General features: G+C 46.2%; 11 protein-coding genes. 4 read left to right on the forward strand and 7 right to left on the reverse strand.

The window, feature by feature from the left end; translation table 11 throughout:
* Positions 1–247: 247 nt before the first annotated feature.
* Both RH949_RS16720 and RH949_RS16725 read left to right on the forward strand, forming a co-directional pair.
* A complete protein-coding gene (locus tag RH949_RS16720) occupies positions 248–625 on the forward strand; it encodes a DUF1823 family protein (protein ID WP_006098847.1) in 378 nt (125 codons plus the stop codon).
* A gap of 68 nt (positions 626–693) precedes the next feature.
* Positions 694–2,280: a cation:proton antiporter gene (locus tag RH949_RS16725; protein WP_232231647.1), complete on the forward strand. Its 1,587-nt coding sequence runs from the start codon at positions 694–696 to the stop codon at positions 2,278–2,280.
* On the opposite strand, the gene RH949_RS16730 is transcribed toward RH949_RS16725, so the two are convergent.
* The 3 genes from RH949_RS16730 to RH949_RS16740 form a co-directional block, all read right to left on the reverse strand.
* The gene (locus RH949_RS16730) at positions 2,237–2,506 is read right to left on the reverse strand and encodes a class I SAM-dependent methyltransferase (protein WP_198016373.1); all 270 of its coding nucleotides are present in this window, start codon (positions 2,504–2,506) and stop codon (positions 2,237–2,239) included. The genes RH949_RS16725 and RH949_RS16730 overlap by 44 nt on opposite strands.
* 147 nt (positions 2,507–2,653) lie before the next feature.
* Entirely contained in the window at positions 2,654–3,229 is a 576-nt protein-coding gene (locus RH949_RS16735; RefSeq protein WP_006099074.1) for a Uma2 family endonuclease, read from the reverse strand.
* 13 nt (positions 3,230–3,242) lie between these two features.
* Positions 3,243–3,935 carry a potassium channel family protein gene (locus tag RH949_RS16740; protein WP_006099009.1) on the reverse strand — a complete coding sequence of 231 codons (693 nt, stop codon included), beginning with the start codon at positions 3,933–3,935 and terminating at the stop codon, positions 3,243–3,245.
* Between the two features lie 351 nt (positions 3,936–4,286).
* Between RH949_RS16740 and glgA the strand changes: the two genes are divergently transcribed.
* Positions 4,287–5,762, forward strand: a complete 1,476-nt coding sequence (gene glgA, locus RH949_RS16745; protein ID WP_446354663.1) for a glycogen synthase GlgA — start codon at positions 4,287–4,289, stop codon at positions 5,760–5,762.
* A 475-nt stretch (positions 5,763–6,237) separates the two neighbouring features.
* On the opposite strand, the gene RH949_RS16750 is transcribed toward glgA, so the two are convergent.
* The gene (locus tag RH949_RS16750) at positions 6,238–7,953 is read right to left on the reverse strand and encodes a ShlB/FhaC/HecB family hemolysin secretion/activation protein (protein ID WP_446354665.1); all 1,716 of its coding nucleotides are present in this window, start codon (positions 7,951–7,953) and stop codon (positions 6,238–6,240) included.
* A 404-nt stretch (positions 7,954–8,357) separates the two neighbouring features.
* On the opposite strand from RH949_RS16750, the gene RH949_RS16755 reads away from it, so the two are divergent.
* Positions 8,358–10,952, forward strand: coding sequence for a CHAT domain-containing protein (locus tag RH949_RS16755; protein ID WP_446354667.1), 2,595 nt, complete (start codon positions 8,358–8,360; stop codon positions 10,950–10,952).
* A gap of 98 nt (positions 10,953–11,050) precedes the next feature.
* Here the strand turns inward: RH949_RS16755 and RH949_RS16760 are convergent, their stop codons facing one another.
* The 3 genes from RH949_RS16760 to RH949_RS16770 form a co-directional block, all read right to left on the reverse strand.
* The gene (locus RH949_RS16760; protein WP_006099096.1) at positions 11,051–11,905 is read right to left on the reverse strand and encodes a DUF928 domain-containing protein; all 855 of its coding nucleotides are present in this window, start codon (positions 11,903–11,905) and stop codon (positions 11,051–11,053) included.
* Between the two features lie 151 nt (positions 11,906–12,056).
* Positions 12,057–13,988, reverse strand: coding sequence for a CHASE2 domain-containing protein (locus RH949_RS16765; protein WP_446354670.1), 1,932 nt, complete (start codon positions 13,986–13,988; stop codon positions 12,057–12,059).
* 337 nt (positions 13,989–14,325) lie between these two features.
* Positions 14,326–16,497 (reverse strand): two-partner secretion domain-containing protein, encoded by a 2,172-nt coding sequence (locus RH949_RS16770; RefSeq protein ID WP_446354672.1) that lies wholly within the window; start codon positions 16,495–16,497, stop codon positions 14,326–14,328.
* Positions 16,498–16,723 lie beyond the last annotated feature (226 nt).

Consider the following 16,723-nt stretch of genomic DNA (forward strand, 5'->3'; position numbering starts at 1 on the left):
TAGGAGCAACTCACCACCAGACGTACCCGGTTATTTCTCTACACTCAACACTATCCGACTCCAGAAGAACAGGTTTTGAGGTAACATTATCATCAATGGTTAGCGCCAAATAGCCGCTCAAAACTATGCCCGAAAAGCGAAGGGTCAAGTCGGGGCGGGTTTAGTCGCATTTGGGTAAGCCCAGAAAGGATAGTCGTCAAACCCGCCCCTACACATTCAAAACCCAAAACTCAAAACTGTTAAACTGATGGCTCAAATTCCTCCACTCAATACCGAAACCCTTTGGCAAATCTTGAACGAAGAACTGGATGATGATACCGTCAATCAGCTTGTCTGGCATTATTTGGGGTATCGCTATGACCCAGAAACAAGCCAATGGGATTGTACCAACGTACCTCCAGAATGGTATGAAAAGTATCCAGAACCCCCCAACTTTATCGAGAGTCGTCCCGCCACCACTAAACTCACTCGTTCGATTCCCAAGGAAAATAAACAGTTATTGAAAGAACAGTTAGGATTTAAAGGCTATAAAATCGGCGAATTTGGTCCGAGACAGACTCGTCGAGCTACGATGGCGAATTGGTTGTTAAGTTACATGAAAGATACGGGATTGAGCCAAGAGTGAATTTATTGATCACGAATAGCATCACCAGCTTAACACTCACAAACCCTGGGCAATGGTTTAGCGATCGCATCCTCCTGGCTGTTCCCGTCAGTGAGGATAAAGGGAATGTGGCAGAAGTCGTCAGTTTCCTGATTATTCTGTTACTCGTCGCTACAGCCGTGGCTCTGGTTTCGCGGCGATTCCGTATCCCTTACATTACAGGGTTAGTGTTAGCCGGATTAGCAATTACGGAACTCTTACCCAGTCGTATCGGCTTGGATTCGGCGCTGATTTTTAATCTCTTTTTACCGATTCTCCTGTTTGAAGCGGCAATTAATACCGATATTTCCCGCCTCCGCAGCACGATTAAGCCGATTGCTTTACTCGCCGGACCCGGTGTTTTACTCTGTTCAGGGATTACCTCGGTTTTATTGAAAGTTGAATTAGGTCTTGATTGGATACCCGCCACGATGGTAGGTGTGATTTTATCCATTACCGATACAGCTTTAGTCATTGCTGTATTTAAAGAGGTTTCGGTTCCCCACCGACTGGTGACTCTGGTTGAGGGAGAAAGCCTACTCAACGATGATGTCGCGTTGGTCTTATTTAGCCTAATTTTGACAATTCATGAAACAGGAGCCTTATCCGCGCTGGATGTGGTTCAAGAATTTTTATTCGTGTTAATTGGCGGTGCTTTAGTCGGCGCGGCGTTAGGATATCTAAGTATTGGATTATTGAGCCAAACCGATGATCCATTGGGCGGACTTTTGCTCACCGTGGCTCTAGCTTTAGGCGCATTCCAAGCTGGAGAGTTGCTACATGTTTCGGGTGTGGTTGCTGTGGTAATCGCCGGACTTATTGTAGGAAATTTTGAGCATTCTCAGGTAACATCCGCCTCGAATCAAGTGACCTTATTTAGCTTCTGGGAATATGCTGGGTTTGGGGTGAATACGTTTATTTTCTTGCTGATTGGCTTAGAGATAAACATCATTACCCTATGGCAAACTTTACCCGCTATACTTTTAGCCTTTATTGCCTATCAAGTTGGGCGTTTGCTCACGGTTTATCCGTTGTTAGCCTTCGTCCGTTTTTTTGATAAACCGATTCCAATACGTTGGCGACATATTCTCTTCGCTGGTAATATTAAAGGTTCCCTTTCCACCGCCCTCGCCTTGAGTCTACCTGCTGATTTGCCCGGGCGGGAGACGCTGCTGGCTATCGTTCTAGGAATTGTTTTGTTCTCTCTGGTGGGACAGGGATTAAGTTTACCGTGGGTGGTACGGCATTTGAAGTTATCTTATCGTTCAAAATCCTATCAGCAAATTGAAGAATTGCAAGCTCAATTGATGACGGCTAAAGCTGCACAAGATGAATTAGACAGTCTCCTGAAAGCTGGGGTATTACCTAAATCGATTTATGAAGAAATGCGAGCATCCTATCAACTGCGAGTCGCCACGGCTGATAGAACCTTGCGGGAAATCTATAATCAGCGTTCAGAAGACTCACCAGAAAATCGGAGCGATCGCACGAAACTAGAAACGATTCGTCGGCAATTACTTTTGGCAGAAAAAGGAGCGTTAACAGACGCCTTGCGTAAGCGGATTTTGTCTGAAGCCGTAGTACAAGAGCGAATTAAACGGATTGATGAGCTGTTGTTAAAATTGGAAGATGATTAGTATCGATCGCACAAACACGGTAGCCTTCTTTAGCTACTCGAATACTGTGTACTCCAGGTCCACACCCAGCGTCGAGTACTGTTGCCCCTGGTTCCACTTCCATTAACTTTAGCATTGTGGGAATAGCTTGATCGTAATAGTGCTGGGCAAGGGGTTGATAATAGTGAGCATCCCAAGACTTGAGTGTATCTTCAAGTTCAAAAATTTTTGTAGTTATTGGCTGCATTGATTCTAAATCCATTATGATGTTGTAAATATTATCTTACTATAACGTATTTTACCACGGGTAAGTTGTTCTATTAGATACATTAGGCTAGAGAACTGAGCTTAAATTGAATTTCCTATTCTTGGTTAAGAGTTACCTACCGCTGATTCAATGACCTGCGTTCAACAGAGTTTCAGCGGTGAGATTCAGTTCGGGAAACGTGGGTGAGACAATTCGGCTATTTCCCTGAAATATGCCCACCTCCTGGTAAACTTGATCCTGTAGATTTAGCACGATCACGGATTGAACTTGAGGGTCTACAATCCAATATTCAGGAATGCCCAGATCTTCGTACTGTCGCCGCTTGGCAATGTAGTCGCGATCGCGCTGGAGTTCACCAGGACTAACGACTTCAATCACCAACAAAGGGGGAAGCATAGAGAGCCGGATTGTATTGCGGCGCTGTAGTTGGGGGATATGTTCTTCTCGAATAATTGTTAAATCTGGGTAGCGATTTCTGGGTTCTCCGCGCACTTCCAGTTCCAATCCGTGACTTCTCACCCGCCAGTAACCGACGAGAGGAACAAACTGCAAGAGTAAAAAAGTCGCGATGCTAACGTTTTCTCCTGATTCTGGTGGCACTTCGATCAGCTTTCCGTTATACAATTCATATAGCTTGTCTGTCCCGTCATTATAGGACAGATAGTCATCAAAGCTGAAAAATCTTACTTGAGCTTGAGTCATAGATATAATTTTATTAGAGTGGCGCAAGTTTTGAACCAACCCCTAAAAAGTTGATGACTTGGTGCAACAAGTCTGCTTTTGTCACCACAAGTATCGTTGATCCGGGTTCAAGTACCGTATTGTCATTAGGAATGACTAAATCTGCATGGGGATGGGATTGATAACCAATAATTAAAGAACCCTCTGGAAACCGAGAATCCTGAATCACTTGAGCCACAGTACGCCCAGCAACATCCGATTCCCCTGGTACTCCCAGTTTAAATACTTCCACCTGACCCTGTTCATAGTGCATAATCGATTCCACTTCTGGATATTCGATCGCGTTGACCATGCGATTGACAGCTAAGTCAACAGTGCTAATGATATGATGAGCGCCAGCAATGCGTAGAGGCTCCTTAAAATCCCGTTGGCGGATGCGAGTAATAATATGGGTAACGCCATAGTGTTTAGCCAGGGTAACCATCGCCAGATTCAAGGCATCATCTCGCAGCACCGCCGCCATCGCATCGGCTTTGCGAATCCCGGCTTCGAGTAACACTTGGGTGGTGACAGCACTCCCTTCAAATGCCATAACCCCCACTTGTTCGCGAGCATACCGACAAGCCGCAGGGTCTTTATCAATAATCGCGATCGTATGTCCTAATTCCACTAACTGCTGGGCTAAACTTAACCCCACTAATCCCGCGCCGCCGATTAATACGTACATGATTCCTTTGTCATTTGTCATTTGTCATTTGTCAGGGAATAGGCAATAGGCAATAGGCAATAGGCAATAGGCAATAGGCAATAGGCAATAGGTAATAGGTAATAGGTAAGGTAGAGTTTTGAGTTAACTTTCCCAGCTCCCCCAGCTCCCTCTGCTCCCCCAGCTCCCTCTGCTCCCCCAGCTCCCCCAGCTTCCCCAGCTCCCCCAGCTTCCCCAGCTCCCCCAGCTTCCCCAGCTCCCCCAGCTCCCCCAGCTCCCCCATCTTCCCCAGCCTAGCGGATGACAGAGGCTAACTAAAAATGGTACAACATCTTAGTTTAAATAAACGGGATGATTAAGTGAGGAAGCGGAATGTACATTATCCAGGTTGCCTCTGAATGCGCCCCTGTGATCAAAGCCGGCGGCTTAGGGGATGTGGTTTATGGTTTGAGTCGGGAATTAGAGATTCAGGGGCATTGCGTCGAACTGATTCTGCCCAAATACGACAACATGCGCTATGACCACATCTGGGGACTCCATGATGCCTATATTAATCTCTGGGTACCCTGGTACGGTGCGGCGATTCACTGTTCCGTCTATTGTGGTTGGGTTCATGGACGAGTCTGTTTCTTTATCGAACCTCATTCCCAGGATAATTTCTTTAATCGGGGCTGCTACTACGGTTGTGATGACGATAACATACGGTTTGCTTTCTTTTGTAAAGCCGCTTTAGAGTTTATACTTCAGAGTAATAAGCGTCCTGATGTGATCCACTGTCACGATTGGCAGACGGGTTTACTCCCAGTCATGTTGTTTGAGGTCTACAAATATCATGGCATGGAAAATCAACGGATATGCTACACCATCCACAACTTTAAACACCAAGGAATGGGGGGAAGTGAAATCCTGTGGGCAACTGGGTTGAATCGAGAAGGCTATTATTTTCAGGATGATCGCCTGAAAGATAATTTTAATCCTTTTGCCTTAAACTTTATGAAAGGCGGTATTGTTTACGCCAATGCGATAACGACTGTTTCCCCTCATCATGCCTGGGAAGCTCGTTTCACACCCATCGGATGTGGCTTAGGTCATACGTTACATTTACATCAGGATAAGTTTACTGGGATTCTCAATGGCATTAACGATGATTTTTGGAATCCGGAACAAGACCGCTATATTCCCTATCACTACGCCCCGGATAGTTTTGAAGATAAAGCGAAAAATAAAAAAGCGTTGCGGGAACAGCTTTGGCTTCAGGATGTCGATAAACCAATTGTGGCATTTATTGGTCGTTTAGATGATCAAAAAGGTGTTCATCTTGTGCATCATGCTATCTATTACTCCCTGCATAAGGGCGCTCAATTCGTTTTATTAGGGTCAGCGACAGCGGCGGCAATTAATTCCTGGTTCTGGCACGAGAAATACTACTTAAATGATAACCCTGATGTCCATTTGGAACTGGGCTTTAATGAGGAATTATCTCATTTGATTTATGCCGGAGCCGATTTTATTCTGGTGCCGAGTAATTATGAACCCTGCGGACTGACTCAAATTATTGGCTTAAAGTACGGAACCGTGCCAATTGTGCGGAGCGTGGGGGGACTGGTTAATACGGTGTTTGACCGCGATCACCACCCGAATCACCCCATGGAAAAACGCAATGGCTATGTATTCAATCACACCGATTATTATGCGTTGGAATCTACGATGGATCGGGCATTAGGATTGTGGTATGACTATCCGGAAGAGTTCCAGAAACTGGCGATTCAAGGTATGGCGTATGATTACTCGTGGAGTGCTTCGGCATCTAAGTATGTGAAAATCTATGACATGATCCGACATCAATAGGGGTTGCTGAATCAGTGGTGAGGTGAGCGGGAGATGAGGGAGATGGCGGAATATATTTTTTAGTTGGAGGGGATTTCAGCCTACATTCGGCAAATATTAAACAGGATTGAACAAACACAAACCTACGATGCTGTAGGGGCGACCCGCCTGCATCAATGAACGCCACCCATCCACTCAATTGTATCGGGTCGCCCTTTACTCAAACTGATTGAATTGTTAAAATACGCCAAGGGTATTCGTGATATTGATGTTAACTAAAACCCCTCACCCCCAGCCCCTCTCCCACTCTGGGGAGAGGGGAGCAAGAGGGATGTAAAATGGAAGTGGCTTAGAGACATATCATAATGTATTGAACAGTAATATAGCAATCCTATTTGAGTCGTGTCCAAAAATCACATCCAATAGTCCAAGTCAATCCATAAAGACCAATCCAGAAGTTACTGTCCGGATATTATATTCTACTGTTATCGATCGCCTAAAAAGGCTGAAAAAGAATAGAAAAGGTAATTCCATTATCTTGTAGAGAACCGCCTTCATCCTCAACGTTATTGAGAGGAATTCCCCAATACAGTTGTGCTGACCACGAGGGATCACGTTGCCACAACAGTCCTAACCCAAGACTGGCTAAGGTGTTAGGATTAGTCACCTCATCCCCATTATTCCAAACCGTGCCAATATCGAAAAAAGGAGCAATTTGCACAGTTCCAATTCCCTCAGGTTGGCTGATAATCGGCAAACGAACTTCCACAGAACCAATAATCCCATTGTCAGCCACGCGCTGATTTTGGCGATACCCTCGCACGGTATCAATTCCACCAATACTGAACTGTTCTAGCGGTAAGAGGGAATCATTCGACAGTTGCGCTCCCGCACGAGCAATAATGATACTATCAGCGCCTAAAGCCTGCACCCACTGAAACTGTCCCACCCAACTCATAAATCGTCCATCCGTACCCGTATCATTGATGGTGGCGTCAAACGCATCCAAGCCAAAACTAAACTGCGATCGCGCGGCTAAGACGCGATCGGTAGAACGGTTGAGCCAGTCTTGACTAAATCGCACCACAGTGACTTTCGATTCCCCGTCTTCGGGTCCCAGGGAAAAGGAAAAGGGGATATCATCTAGGACAAAGGTTTGGCTTTGACGCAAATCCAGGGACAAGGACAAAGCAAAGTCACTTGTTGGCGTATGGACAATCGGTTGGCGAAACTCAACCGAAAAGGTTTCTGAGTTGGAGTTAATATCTAAAACCGAAAACGGATCTTCAACAATATCACTATCGCTACGGTTGTAGCTGAGACTTAACGCACCATCCCTGGGATTGAGGGGAATTTCATAGCTCAGACTATACTGATCCACCCCTTCGGTTATGCCATAATCGGCACTGATGCGATCGCCTAATCCCAAGAGATTCCGATTCTCTACCCTCACCGTTCCCCCCAAGGAACCAACACTGGGAGAGTCTCGATTCTCTATAGTCACAGAACTCATCCAAGGTTTTGCCTCTTCTATCTCTAGGGTTAACACACTGGTTCCAGCCATGGTTCCCGCCGATAACTCGGCTTGAATTTGATCGAGTACCGGATCAAGTTGCAGCAGTTGCAACGCTTCCTCCAAGCGACGAATATTCACCGGGGTTTGCGTCGCCAACTGAATCCGCGATCGCACGTAATCATCCCGCAAACGCTCTAATCCTTGAATATCAATGCGTTCAAGGCTCCCTTCAACCACCTGAATGCTCACCACACCATCGGTAATATCCTGAGACGGAAGAAAAGCACCTGAGGTAGTGTAGCCATTGTCTGTATATAAATCGGTAATCGCCGTGCGAATCGCTAAGAGTTCTTCAAAGGAAGCATTTTGACCAATAAAGGGCGCAACAGCATCTTGCAATTGTTCTGAAGAAAAAACCGTACTCCCTAATACCTCAACTCGTTCAACCGTGACATTAACCTCCACATCGGGTGATGGCGTCAGAAAGGGTTCTGGGGTGGGTGTGAGGGGGGGAAGAGGTGGGGGTGTCTCTGGGGGCGTCGTCGGTAAAGAAGGCAGATTGGGACGAGTGGGTTCCAGGATACCCGGTGGAATCTCTGGAGTCGTTTGGCTCATCGATGGCAAGTCTTGAGCTAAGGTAGTACAACTCCAGCTCAAATACACCAAATTTAAAGCCCAAATAAAGCATTTAAACATAAAACAGTAGCGCCCAGCTCATCAGTTGACAAGGATGTAGAGAAACCCCGGACTGTTGATCGCAAAAGGGAGAGGGTAAGCAGCAGAGAATAAACGGTTGATTCGAGTATCGGGTTGTCAGAGTCGTTAATCCTGTCCTAATTATTCTGACGATCGCTATCAAGCATTTAGTGAGCCAAAACCTCAATTGATCCCCCATAGCATTCATACTCGGTAATATTCTTTTATTTCTTGTTCTACTTTCAGCATCAGTGACCGGAAGAAATACAATATAGTAGCAGCTTAGGAGACGCTTTGTCCCCTGTTTTTATCCGTTGAGAAACCCAAAAACCCTTAAATTCAGACTCCCCAGTTCCGATCAAAATTTTATAAAATAGAGTTAATTGTTATCATTGTTCCGAAAAATGTCCCACGGTTGGCAGTTTTGGCGTCGATTTATTGGATTATCCTTAGCCAGCCTTGTCTTTTGTATCAGCTTTCATCCCTGGTCCACTGGGCAAGCCGAACCCGCCACAGAAATTCAACAGCAGCAATTGCTCACACCGGCTTCTGAAAAACAGCTCGTGTCCAAGGGAATTGCATCCTATCAAATCGGAGAATTTTCCCAAGCCATTAACTTATGGGAACAAGCCTTACCTCAAATTACCGACGAAAATGATCGAGCAATTGTTCACAATAACCTGGCTTTAGCCTATCGGCAAACGGGAGAATTGGCTCAGGCGATCGCACACTGGGAAAAGGCGATCCAAATTTACCAGGCTTCACCGGATGCCGAAAACCAAAAACGGATCGCTGGGCTATTAACCGAACAAGCCCAAGCTTACAATGATTTGGGACAACATCCGCGAGCGATTACCCTCTTAGAGTCAGCCATTGAACTCGCCACTAAATACCAAGATTCCTTAGCAGAAGCTGCCGCTCAAGGCGCTTTAGGCAATGCCCACTGGAGTTTAGGCAACTATGATCAGGCGATTTCTGCCCACAAACAGAGCCTCAAAATTGCCCGCGCATTGAATAATAACAGTTTTATCGCTACGGCTTTAAATAACGTGGGGAATGTTTATGTCAGCAGAGCCAGCCGATCCAGTTATCAGGCGCAGGTGGCTGAGTTAGAAGGAGATGTTGAACAGGCGACGCGCTTAACCCAAGAGGCGCTTCAGGATTGGACGCAAGCCAGACTATTCTTTGAGCAAAGTCTGGAAACGGCGCAAGCTATAGGAAGTTTGACCGAAATTAAAGCTTTAATGAATTTAAATCGCTGGCTGATTAGTCGTCATTCCGCCACTGTCGCCGATAACTCAGCCGAACCCTTGAGTGAGGGCGATCGGGCATTTCTCCAGAGCAATTGGCAACGAGTCAGAGAACTCCTCCCTGGAATACCTGATTCACGACAGAAAGCCTATACCCTGATTCACCTAGCCGAAAGTTTCCAACAGATCGAGTCAGAGGCTTCAATTCAGGAGTCGATCCAGCTTTTAACCCAAGCGTTAACAGTAGCCCAAAAAATAGGCGATGCCAAAGCCCAATCCTTTGCCCTAGGGAGCTTAGGACAGGTGTATGAATCAGCCGGAGACTACAGCACGGCGATGAATTTAACCCGCCAAGCTGAATTTAGCGCCCAGCAAATTCAATCCTCTGATAGTTTATATCGCTGGCAATGGCAAGCGGGGCGGATGCTGAAAGCCAGAGGTAACATCGCCTCAGCCATTTCTGCTTATGAAGGTGCGATCGCGACGTTGCAAAATATTCGCGGCGATTTAGTCACCAATAAAGAGCTACAACTAGATTTCCGGGAACAGGTTGAACCCATTTATCGAGAATTAATTGATTTGCTCCTCAATGCTTCCAGTCGCGATTTGAGCGAAGTCAACTCCCAGGAAACGGTTTCACCCCTCAAAGAGGTGCTCGATATCGTCGAACTGCTCAAACTGGCAGAATTGGAAAACTTTTTCGGCGATGAATGCGTGCAAGTCGCCAAAGATAAAGCTCAAAATGAGCAGGGGTTAGCCGATGCCAATGCTGCTGTTATCTATTCAATCATTTTGAACGATCGCACCGAAATGATCCTGCGATCGCCCAATGGTTCCCTGAAAAACTATCCTATCCCGATCAGCAAGGAAGAGATGGAAGCCGAGATCGAGCAGTTACGCTACTTTCTGGAACTACGCACCACAGAGCAGTATATCCCTCAAGCGCAGAAAATTTATAATCGGCTGATTCGTCCCATGGAAGCTGATTTAGCCGTCATGCAACCCAAGACGTTAGTCTTCATCAACGATGGCGTCTTGCGTCAGATACCCATGAGTGCGCTGCACGATGGTCAAAACTTTTTGATCGAGAAATATCCCATTGCGATTACTCCCAGTCTGTCATTAACCACCAGCCAACCGTTAGATCACAATCAGTTAAGAGCGCTGAGTCTGGGTTTAACTATTGCCAAACCTCCCTTTGCCCCCCTGACGAATGTAGAAGCTGAGTTAAATGTGGTTGAAGAAATCTTAGGCGGGACAGAGTTAATTGATCAGGAATTTACATTCTCGAACTTGCAAGACAAACTACGACGCAAAAATTTTCCCGTGGTTCACATGGCAACCCATGGCAAATTTGGTGTTGATTCCCAGAGTACCTTTATCCTGGGTTATGATCAACAAATTAGTATTGAAGAACTCGACAATCTATTGCGGTCTCGCGGTCGTCGAGAAGCGGTCAAACTTCTCACCTTGAGTGCTTGCCAAACCGCGACGGGTAACAATCGTTCCGCTTTAGGAATTGCGGGTGTCGCTGTTCGAGCGGGTGTTGAGAGTGCTGTAGCGACGTTGTGGTATATCAATGATGAAGCAACTGTACCGCTGATTGCCGAATTTTATCGCCAACTGCGCCAACCGGATATCACCCGGGCAGAAGCGTTAAGACAGGCGCAGCTGAAGATGATTTCTAATGTCAATTATAATCATCCAGCCGTTTGGTCGCCGTTTATTCTGATTGGCAATTGGAGTTAGTTAAGTAGCCCCTAAAATAGGGAGCAGGGTTACATGATGTATCCCTACTCCCGGTATTGCACTAATGTTCACACTTTACACCGCTTTCTCTTCGACAGTCACGGTCTTTTGGCAATGTTAAGCCGTTCTTGCTGCGTCACTTGAGTCAAGCCAACTTGCTCCAGCAGAGCCAGGAAATCATCGTTAGTGGCTAGCTCATTAGAATTCGCGGTTTCAACTTTGGACATTGCGGCTAAGGCATCGTACCAAAGCCCAGCCTCAGCATAACTCCAAGCGCGATCGCGCCACACCTGTGTTGGCACATTGTTCTTAGCCGGAGGAGTAGATAGCCGTTGTGGTTCTAAAGCGGCTGGTGTGGATACCCGCTCAATCCAGCTAATGAATACGGGATTAGCCGATGGATGCTTGGTATTACAAACCAGAGTGACTGACCATTTGTAGGTTCGTCCAGTTTGCAATTCTGGTCGGTCTTTGGGAAGTTGCAACTGGATCATCCCGGCTTGGGGAGAGTCGATTTGTTTCTCAAAGAGCGGTTCCGGAACTCCGGGTTCCACGAGAGCAAACCGCATCGGTACAGAGACAGGCTGTGATAAGTACCAGAACAAGGTAGGATGACCGGATGTGGTTTGTCCAGCATACTCCTCGGATGGGATCAACAATGTGACTAAATCATTGGTTAACGATTGGCGACAGCCGCGTGAACCCGAGCCTATGGTGCGCCGTGGATTACTTGCCACGGGTGGTATATATTGTTTAGACGAACGATGGGTTGACGTTTTGTTTAACTCTGCGTTGGCAGGTAGATCGTTCCAAATCGAGGTCAGAATTTCTAAATTCTTCGATGACGAAAAAATCCGGGGTTCAGGTAGGTCTAAGAAGCCGAACATTTGCAGGGAAACAATTGAAGCTGTCCCGGCAATGATGGTTATTAATTTTTGCCGAGTGGTGTTCATGAGATTAAGTCCTTCGTTTCATAAGGGTCTTTTTACAAAGGGTTGTGATGCACCTACTCCAGCTATTGAAAAATTTTGCCTGAAGACTTTTGGACTCAATAGCGCTATTGGCTGACAAAATCTAAATCATTATACATGGCATTTTGAACAACTACAGCAAAATTTGATAAACGGCAGTTAACTGTTCGCGCCCTTTGAGTCTCACCTGACCGATTTGTTTCGTGGGGAATTGATTGTGTAGATGCTGGTATGTTTCTTCATTGATTAAAATCCGGCAAATTCCTCCATCGAGAGTTTTATCGTAACTTTCTAATCGAGCCGCTACATTTACGCTATCTCCTAGGGTGGTGTAGTCAAGCCGTTGAGCATTCCCCAAGCTACCTGTGACGACATCCCCTGTGGCAATTCCCACGCGCATTGCTGTTTGCGGATAGCCTTGACGTTGCCATTCTTGATTGAGGGTTTGCAGTTTTTGTGCCATGGCTAAAGCACAGTTTACCGCTGCGATCGCATCCTGGTCAATTTCGGCGGATGTCGTGCGTTTAATTGGTACACCAAACACCGCCATAACTGCATCTCCAATAAACTTATCCACAACACCGCCATGATCTAGCACCGTTCCCGCCATGGCATCCATATATTGATTCAGCCAAGCCATCAGCACTTCCGAACTCATATTTTCTGCTACTGTACTAAACCCTTTCAGGTCTGAGAACAGAACTGTGGCAGTCATCTTCTGACCACGTAGACGCCCTTCTTTGAGAAGTTGTTCGCGATCGCGCCAAATTGCTTCGGCGATTTGCTTGGTGACATGGCGACCGAATAAATTCATAACGGTGTGTCGCTCTTCACGCTCGAAGTTACCGATGTACCCTGTCGTTGCTGTAGCGGCACCCAATAACGCCAAAGCTGGGGGAATCACAGGAATCCACCAACTGCTGATGATAAAGGCTAAGTAGCTGCTCCCGACCAGACCGACAAGTGCGAACAAAAGGCTAATTACTGTCCAACGAGGGAGTAATTTTGCTAAACCTCCTGCATCTCGCAACACCCAACACAGGGTTGCACCCGTCAAAGACCAGAGAAAAATCCAGATCCCTTCGATTGGTTCCGACCAAGTTTTCAGTCCAGAACGCCCCTCTAGGGCTGAACTCAGCAAGTGACTAATCATGTTAGCCTGAACTTCTATCCCAGGTGTACGCTCTTGGGTGGCAATTTTATCACCACTATAGGGGGTATAGAAGAAATCATTCAGGCTAGTTGCCGTTGCCCCAATTAAAACGAGGCGATCGCGCATTAAGTCTGGTGGTATCCGGTCTTCGAGTACCTCTGTCAATGACACCCTGGGAAAGGTACGAGCCGGACCCTTATAGTTTAACAAAATCTGGTATCCCCCGTCATCAGCACTCACATAACCACCATCATTTGCTGAAAAAGGTTGAAACGTCCCCTTTCCTAAATGAAAAATTAGGGGATTCGTTTGGGAAGGTTGAGATATGATGTCTTGCTCTGCTAAATACATCAATGCCAGTCTCATACTAAAAGAGAAGCTGACTTGATTGTTGTCTAGCATATAAAGCAATGATCGACGCAGTTTACCATCCGCATCAATCACCACGTTATTAAACCCAACTTGTTCGCGTTGATCTAGCACGGGTGGAGGAGCTACACTAGCGCTAGGATCTTGCTGATTAATTTTTTCTATCCCGATTAAATTGGGAGTTGCTTCAAAAACATTGATTAATTCGTCATGACCGGGCAAAACTGGTAAATCTCGATACAGGTCAAGACCAATCACTCTCGGGTTTTGCGCTTTAATTTTTTTGAGGAGTTCAGCCAGGACATTATCCGGAATGGGCCACTGTCCGACTTTTTTTAGATCCGCCTCACTAATTCCCACAATCAGAATTCGTTCATCCACAGGTTCTTGAGGACGCCAACGAAAATATTGGTCTAGAGCTGCCCATTCCCAAGTCTGTAAAAAGCCGAAAAGTCGCAATAGAATAACGAGTCCAGCCACACCAGGAGCAACCGTCCAGACGCCTCGCCCTGCCCAAATTTTTTGTTTAAGGTCTTTCCACATCTTATTTTTTAGCGCTCCTCGATGGTTAGAAAGCTAGTTCTCTCTACCTTATTCAAGGGGAAAGTAATTGGAACCGAAAGATTAGGTTTAAAGGAATCAATTTTCACTAAAACTTTAAATTTGCGCTCTCTGGAATACCATTTTTGAAAAATTATCCCTGATCAAGGCGCATCGCTATCATTGGTGTCAACTTACGCTGAAAGCAAAGGGTGTAGGGGCGGGTTTTACCGATAACATTTTTTCACAAACCGATAACTTGATTAAACCCGCCCTGATTCCGGGAGCCTGTCAGTTTTGCCCATAAGTTCAAGTCGGTTGGGTAAAACGATCGCGCAGCCTATTCCTCTTGCGATGCAGCCTGATAGCAGATTAAATCATCAGCATTCGCGATCGCCACCAGTTCCGGAGCTGTACCCACGACGACACGTCCATCAGACGTTACCATCATACCCTGAGCTTCTTGAATTGGGTCGCCCGGTTTCCAGAAACTGGGGGTTGAGGATTGAGGATTGACGGTTAGCGCAGTAGCTTGTTGTCCAGCATCGCCAGTAATTCCCTGAACCTGAGTAACGGAATAGTTACCCTGTAACGGATCATAGGGATTATTCGGTAAACCACCCGTACCTGTAACGATAAAGCTACCTTGCTCCTTGTTGCGGTGGGTGAGACAACTATCGGCAATCACTTGATCTGGTGGCAAAAAATTGGTTGATAGTGGCGAGAGGGAATCTTGATTCAAATTCAGAGAAGATATGAATAAATTACCCGTATCACCGCTACCCAATGCTTCTACTGAAATATCCACTCGATCATTACCCCGAAATGGCTCGAACGAACCTGGGTTCCGACCTACGGCTGTCCCTTGACCACTGGAGAAAAAGTCTGCCAGAAACACGGGAGAGATAATGGTGATATTGCCGCCCCTGCCATCAAAGGCATTTGCCAGAATATCACTATCTTCTAGCGCGATAAAAACTTCAGAGTTAATCGTAATATTGCCGCCGCCACCGATACTCTCAAAAACACTGGTACTGATTAAACTACCGTCGCGGAGACGAATATCTTCAGCCGTGATATCGATGTCACCTCCTCCAGCTTGAGTTGAGGTCGCCCTGATCTCGCCTCCGTCTCGGAGTCTCAAGTTATCGGTTGCAATTGTTAAATTGCCCGCATCGCCTGTTCCTTCACTAGCAGCAGTTACCGTAGCGCCATCTCGGATAATGAGTTCTCTAGTCGTAATTTGCAAGTTGCCAGCATTTCCGTCAGTGAATGTTCCAACACCTAATCCACTCGAACCCAATGTGGGAGAACTGCCAATGATTTCTACAGACTCCGAGGCATGGACAGTTAAGTTCCCACTGCGACCATGGGTGGGTGTGATCACGATTGGAATAGAGAAAGAGCTAGTCGTTACTCCTGCCCCATCTCGGATGATCAATCGCCCAGTCGTAATACTCAAATTCCCTGCATTCCCAGGACTGACTGTGCCAGTATTAAAGCTAGTAGATTCCTGACCATTGGTTGAAGTCCCAATCAACTCAATCAAGTCTGAAGCTGTCACTGCTATAGTTCCAGCCGATTCTTTGCCTGTAGTGGTAGAGGCTAGTAGTGAGCCATCAGTGAGTGTGACCTGCCTACCTTGTATTTGAATATCACCACTTCCGATATCAATACCCGTTCCTATAGGGGGTGGTAAAGAACCTAGATCACTGACATCAATGGTAGCCGCTTGCGACAGGTGAATATCTTGGAAATTCTGAACGTTCTCATAGTTGAGAGCCAAACCTCGGTTTGTGGATTGCAGACTGACTAAACTGTTGCTAGAAACACTTCCCAGCTCAACTCGTCCTCCTGGTGCAGTCAGATTGCCCCCCTCTAACAGGACTTCACCACCAACAAGAGCTAAAGTTTTCCCAGACTTCACTTCCAGACCGGCTGGTCTTTGAGTTGCTAGATTCTGACCAACTTGAGAGCGGTTGACAATACGCCCTGGGAAGGTTCCAAATTGGAGTCCGACTGGCACACTAACGGTGAGCAGAGAGGCTGAGGGGTTAGTCGCGCTGAATTCTGTGCCATCGGCAAACTTTATGCTATTCGCTGTAGTGGCAATCAAGGAACCACCCAAATTTAGCGACGCACTAGAACCAAAGATAATTCCATTGGGATTGAGGAGAAATAGATTGGTACTACCTTCAGCTACGAGTAAGCCATCAATAGTTGAGATTGAGCCACCGGTCACCCGGCTGATGATGTTCTGAACATCTAAAGCATTGTTAAATATAGCCTGTCCATCCGTTGGCACAGAAAACTTATCAAAGCTATGGAAGAGATTATCCCCGAGTCGCGTGCCTTCAGTAATGGTGAATGTAAGATTATCAGTGGTATTAACCTTCGTGGGAGTTGGTAATCTCCCATCTGAAGAAATTTGTGCTTGAGCCGAGCGAACTGGAATGAGAAAGCAACAGGAAATGATCGGCAGTAGCCAGAATGGAGAGTAGCGTCCTTTCATACGAATACCTCAAGGTTCCCTAACACGAGTCTAACAACTTCTCTTCTATGAAGTTTGGGAGTTGCTCTGAACTCTGAGTAGACACCTTTCTCAGCATTATTTGTTCTAGTAGGCTTTGTTCGTCGAGTAGCAATCCTTGTCAAGGGAAAATAGTATTCACAAAACCCAAGGATACTTCATCTAACTGCCTGTCATCAGAGTAAATTTCCTTTGAGACGCTTCATCT

The sequence above is a fragment of the Coleofasciculus sp. A1-SPW-01 genome (assembly GCF_040217205.1).
GTDB classification, from domain to species: Bacteria; Cyanobacteriota; Cyanobacteriia; order Cyanobacteriales; family Coleofasciculaceae; genus Coleofasciculus; species Coleofasciculus chthonoplastes_A.